Origin of the sequence: Synechococcus sp. MU1655, assembly GCF_023630655.1 — a bacterium.
Taxonomy (GTDB): Bacteria; Cyanobacteriota; Cyanobacteriia; order PCC-6307; family Cyanobiaceae; genus Synechococcus_C.
This window is the reverse complement of record NZ_JAKUHK010000156.1, coordinates 1-4,748: the sequence shown is the minus strand read 5'-3', so window position 1 is coordinate 4,748 and position 4,748 is coordinate 1. Positions and strand designations below refer to the sequence as shown.

Here is a 4,748-nt window from a genome sequence, read left to right as displayed (position 1 = left end):
TGCGGCCATCAACGACTACGTGATGTTGCTCACCGATTTGGCCCATGAAGCGTTGCCAGACAATCCCCGTGAAAAGCAAAAAGCAATGGCTCTGGCGGTGACGGCAAGCCGCTACGGAATGGAGGTGGCCCAAAAAGCACAGGCGGATGCCGCCACCTTGGTGGCTGGATCGGCTGCAGCAGCAGCGGATGTACCAGAGGCTTCCCTTTCAGCAGTGAATTTCCCCGCCAAGGCGTTCTATCTGCTTAGCGCGGTGGGTATTTGTGCCAGTAGCAGTGAAGCGCGCCGGCAGATCAAAGGGGGCGCAGCACGCCTTGAGGGAGAGAAAATTACCGATCCCAATCAGGAATTTGGTTCGGTATCCGACTTGGAAGGGAAGGTCCTTCAGCTCGGTAAAAAGACATTTAGGCGATTGGTCCCTTGATAGGGCAAAGGGGTGGGTGTCCTGAGCCTTGATGTGCTGCTATGACTGCCATAGCTGGAATTCGGGAGGCACCTGTTTGATATGAAATCTTCGCGCTCAATCTTGGGAGCATTCCTCACCTTTGTGGTGGGAGTGGGACTAACGGCACCGGCCAATGCCGGGATTAAGGATGAATATGAGCGAGCTCAGGAGTGTGACTACAGCCAGGCTGAATATGGAAGTGATATTGGCGTCTTTGATGAAGTCAACGTGCGATTTTGCATCAGCCAAGATCGTCGTTTTGTTATCTATGTGATGCGAAGTGGTAAGGCATGGGCCTTGCCATTTGATCGTGACTATCGCCAGGCTGGAGTCATGAGCTTGAATACAATTGAAAATGACAAATTAGTTCACTATGCCAAGAAAAAAGGTGTTGTGGAGCGCGTGATTTTGGGTAGAAAACGTATGGAAAGGCCAGTTTTGTATTGATGTCTTCCATCCACTTGTGCTGTGAATTGAATGCTGACATCTCGTTGTGTGTTGCCTGTTGCGGCAGGATTGGCAGAGGGCCCTTGTTGGTGGACCGAGCGTCAAGTTCTTCTCTGGGTTGATATTGAGGCTTCAAGGATTGGCCTGTTTGATCCTGCAACAGGCAACAATGATTTTTTGCATCTTCCCGCCCATGTGGGTGCTGTTGTTCCCACATCGGTTGGAGATTTGCTCTTGGCAACAGCGGCGGGGTTGATGAGGATGGATCCGAGCAACGGGGCTGTGACCTTGTTGTCTGATCCTGAGGCGGATCGTCCTGGTAATCGTTTCAACGACGGTAAATGTGATCCTTGGGGGCGCTTTTGGGCAGGCACGATGGCCTACGACTTCGAGCCGCTGGCTGGATCTCTATGGCGGCTAGATGGTGATGGAGGCATTAAGCGCCAACGCAGCCAGCTCACCATTTCCAACGGACTGGCTTGGAGCCAAGACCGAGGGACGCTCTATTTCATTGATTCGCCAACGCTGAGTGTGATGGCTTTCCCGCTCACCGTTACTGGTGAGATCGCTGGAGACCCCAGCATCTGTCTCCATATTCCAGAAGATTGGGATGCCCTTCCGGATGGCATGTGCATCGATGCGGAGGGAATGCTTTGGATCGCCCTGTTTGGCGGTGGTTGCGTGACGCGTTGGGATCCGTTGCGTGGTCGCTTGCTCGACCGCTTGGCGTTGCCTTGTCGTCAGGTCACATCCTGTTGTTTTGGTGGCCCCAATTTGGATCAGCTGTTTGTTACAACCGCGAGAAGGGGGATGGATGCTGTTGCAGTGAAGGCCGAGCCATTGGCTGGTGGCTTGTTTCAGGCCGATGTGGGCGTGAAAGGTTTGCCTGCGGATTATTTTCAAGTCCTGGGTTGATCCAAGGGGTTGCGCATGACGCATCACGATGAGGGTCGTGCAGAGACGGTGTGTGGCTTCCTCTTTCTCGGCTGAATCCGCGGAACGGATCATTGTGGCTCTCGACGGTATGGCCCCTGATCAAGCGCTTGCTTTCAGTGCCCAGGTGGAAGGTTTGCGTTGGGTGAAGGTTGGCCTGGAGCTGTTCGTTCAGGCGGGGCCGGATGTGGTGATGCAGTTGCGCGATCAGGATCTGCGCGTGTTTTTGGATCTCAAATTTCACGACATTCCGGCCACCATGGAGGGATCCTGCCGCCGGGCGGCAGCGCTGGGAGCCGAACTGATCACGGTGCATGCCTGCGCTGGGACTGAAGCTCTTAAGGCTGCGCAGGCTGGAGCGGTTGCCGGCGCTGCCTCGACCGGTATCGCAACGCCAACGCTGCTTGCGGTCACGGTGCTGACCAGCTGGGAAGAGCAACGGCTGCAGCGGGAGCTGGCGATCGAGCAAGGTATCGCCGATCGGGTCTTACAGCTGGCCCAATTGGCGGCAACAGCGGGTGTTGGTGGCTGCGTGTGTTCGCCGTTGGAAGTTGCCTCTTTAAGAGCTCAGCATCGAAGGCCATTCGCACTGGTGACGCCAGGCATTCGCCCTCAAGGCAGTGCAGTGGGAGATCAGGTGCGAGTCATGACTCCTCCAGATGCGATCGCGGCTGGAGCCTCTCAGTTGGTGATTGGTCGTCCCATCACGCAATCTACGGATCCAACTGGTGCGTTTGCGCAGTGCTGTGCTGCGTTAACGACGTAAGTCACGCATCGGTGCACCCCCCCTTTGTTCGCTCAGCTGATTTTCAATCCTTCTGGCCGATTTTGGGCTCGCTGCCTTCGAGAATCCTTGAAAGGTTGCTGCGGTGTCGCCATAGCACCAAGCCCATGGCTACGAGCGCTATCAGGATGTAGGAAGCAATGCCTGAGAAGCGGAACATCAATAGGGGCAGGCTGACTGCGGCCAACACGCTGGAAAGCGAGACGATGCGGAAGAGCCAAAGCGTCAGCAAAAACACTCCAAAACTGGCCAGCCCCACGGGCCATGCCAGACCGAGAAACATGCCGAAGCCTGTTGCTACTGCTTTTCCGCCTTTGAAATTAAGCCACACAGGCCAGATATGGCCAGCCAAGGCGCTCAGACCTGCTAAAACTTGAATCCAATCACCTTGGCCAAGGGCGCGCGCCAGTAGGACAGCGGCCGCTCCCTTCCCAACATCGATTAAAAAGACACCCATGGCAGGCCCTTTGCCCACTTGCCTGAGCACATTGGTGGCTCCAGTGGACCCGGAACCGAGCTCGCGCAAGTCAATGCCTTTGAGCCAGCGGCCTGCAAGCCAGCCACTGGGGATTGATCCGAGTAGGTAGCCGAGGATTAGAGAAAAGAAACCCATCAGAGCAGTTCGTTGTCGTCGTAGTCGATCTCACCGGGTCCAGCCGCAAAGGCCATCCACAGCGGAAACTGAAGCACGGGGATGTCGACGACACGCTCAGCGGCATCGATCAGGATCAGCGGCACTTCGCCGCGTTCCTCCAGTCGGTCAGCCCGCTCAACTAACGCATCACCACGTTCAAAGAGCACGATGCCGCTGTTGGGACCAAAGTCTTCTCGGCCTAATCCAAGAGCATCTTGCAAGCCGCGCCGCCATTCGCCGAGTCGCTCTGGTTGCCCTGCGAGAACAAGGGTCTGGAACTGATCGCCATAGAGATCGCTGAGAATGGAGATCAAGGCACTGCCTATCAACACGTTGCGTGGGCGATTCCCGCGACTGGACTGGGCTCCCCGTCCTCCCTGATTGAAGAACCAATCCTCGAGGAGGGCAATATCACTGTGATCAAGGCTGCGGCGCAGCTTCCAAGGATCGGCATAGAAGTCTGGTTGCTGGGCAAAACGCTCGAGGCTGCAGCGAATCAGCGCTTCATCGGGCCTAAAGGTGTCGGCAATTGCAGGTGATGGATCAGCAATGTTGCCCCCTTCCTGGGCGTTAGAAGCCTGTTGATCAAGGGGAGAAGGCTGAACCACAACCGGCTGGGATACCAGCTCCAGCTGCTCGACCGACTGAGCCATGCCTTGAAGCGCTCCGCTCAGATACTCCTGGAATCCCTTGACGCGCCGAGCAATGGCATCGGATTGGCCGACGAAGGTACCTGCAATCTCTTGTTCAAGCTGCAGCTTGCGTTGGTTGAGGCTCTCGATGTCTTGCTGCAAGGCATGGCGGCGTTGCTGCAGCTCGCTTAGGGCGAGGCTGATCAAGGCATCGCTACCTGCGTCTGAAGATGTCTCTCCAGCAGAATCGTCGCTCTGTGGTGCTTCAGTTTCAGGTGACGACGCTTCGGCCGGCTCTCCGGAGTGCTCTTGGGGTGTGAGATCGGTGTCGTCTGGCATGGTCCGCTCGTCCTTGGGGTATTTCAGCTGATTGCGCGACGCAAGTCGAACCTTCTCTCCAAACGTGTAGGAAGCATTTCGTTTTCGTTACGCCAGCGCGTGAAGTGAGAAGTGATCCAAGCTTGCTTAGGGCTTGCCTTGTTGTAACTGCCCCACCCGTTGCTCCAGTTGCTCTTGAAGTTCTGCTGGATTGAACAGGATGGGAAGGAAATGAATGCTTTTGCTTTCACGGAAGTAAAAAAGTCCGGGCAGCCAAGGTGCGAAGAGGCGCCAAGACATCCATTCATTGAAGGGGAAACGGCGTATTTCCTCTTGTCCGCGCCACACCACCAGATCCTCCTCGCTGAATTCAAGTTTGAGGATGTAGGTCTGCACCAGAAGGAACACACTGAACAGCCCCACCACGAGGGTGGGCCAGGGACTGAGGGGTAAGAACCAAAGGCTTGCACTCAGCAACAAAATCAACAATGGCAACCTCGGACTCGGGCTGATGATCACGCTGTTGGTCTCGGGGGAGGGGGTCATGGGATTGGA

6 protein-coding genes and 1 pseudogene are annotated in these 4,748 nt (G+C 55.9%); 4 read left to right on the top strand and 3 right to left on the bottom strand.

Annotated features, from left to right (window positions below; genetic code table 11):
- The 4 genes and pseudogenes from NCN04_RS08035 to pyrF all read left to right on the top strand — a co-directional run.
- A pseudogene (locus NCN04_RS08035) lies at positions 1–424 on the top strand (tyrosine--tRNA ligase); the annotation flags it as partial.
- Between the two features lie 102 nt (positions 425–526).
- A complete protein-coding gene (locus tag NCN04_RS08030) occupies positions 527–892 on the top strand; it encodes a hypothetical protein (RefSeq protein ID WP_250395739.1) in 366 nt (121 codons plus the stop codon).
- 30 nt (positions 893–922) lie between these two features.
- Entirely contained in the window at positions 923–1,807 is an 885-nt protein-coding gene (locus NCN04_RS08025; RefSeq protein ID WP_250395738.1) for an SMP-30/gluconolactonase/LRE family protein, read from the top strand.
- Positions 1,808–1,859: 52 nt separating this feature from the next.
- On the top strand, positions 1,860–2,591 hold the full coding sequence (gene pyrF, locus NCN04_RS08020) for an orotidine-5'-phosphate decarboxylase (protein WP_250395737.1): 732 nt from the start codon (positions 1,860–1,862) through the stop codon (positions 2,589–2,591).
- A gap of 43 nt (positions 2,592–2,634) precedes the next feature.
- Here the strand turns inward: pyrF and plsY are convergent, their stop codons facing one another.
- The 3 genes from plsY to NCN04_RS08005 form a co-directional block, all read right to left on the bottom strand.
- Positions 2,635–3,222 (bottom strand): glycerol-3-phosphate 1-O-acyltransferase PlsY, encoded by a 588-nt coding sequence (gene plsY / locus NCN04_RS08015; protein WP_048347083.1) that lies wholly within the window; start codon positions 3,220–3,222, stop codon positions 2,635–2,637.
- Positions 3,222–4,214 carry a DUF3086 domain-containing protein gene (locus NCN04_RS08010; protein ID WP_250395736.1) on the bottom strand — a complete coding sequence of 331 codons (993 nt, stop codon included), beginning with the start codon at positions 4,212–4,214 and terminating at the stop codon, positions 3,222–3,224. Before NCN04_RS08010 ends, plsY begins: the two co-directional genes overlap by 1 nt.
- A 126-nt stretch (positions 4,215–4,340) precedes the next feature.
- Positions 4,341–4,739, bottom strand: coding sequence for a DUF3119 family protein (locus NCN04_RS08005; RefSeq protein ID WP_250395740.1), 399 nt, complete (start codon positions 4,737–4,739; stop codon positions 4,341–4,343).
- Between the last annotated feature and the right edge of the window lie 9 nt (positions 4,740–4,748).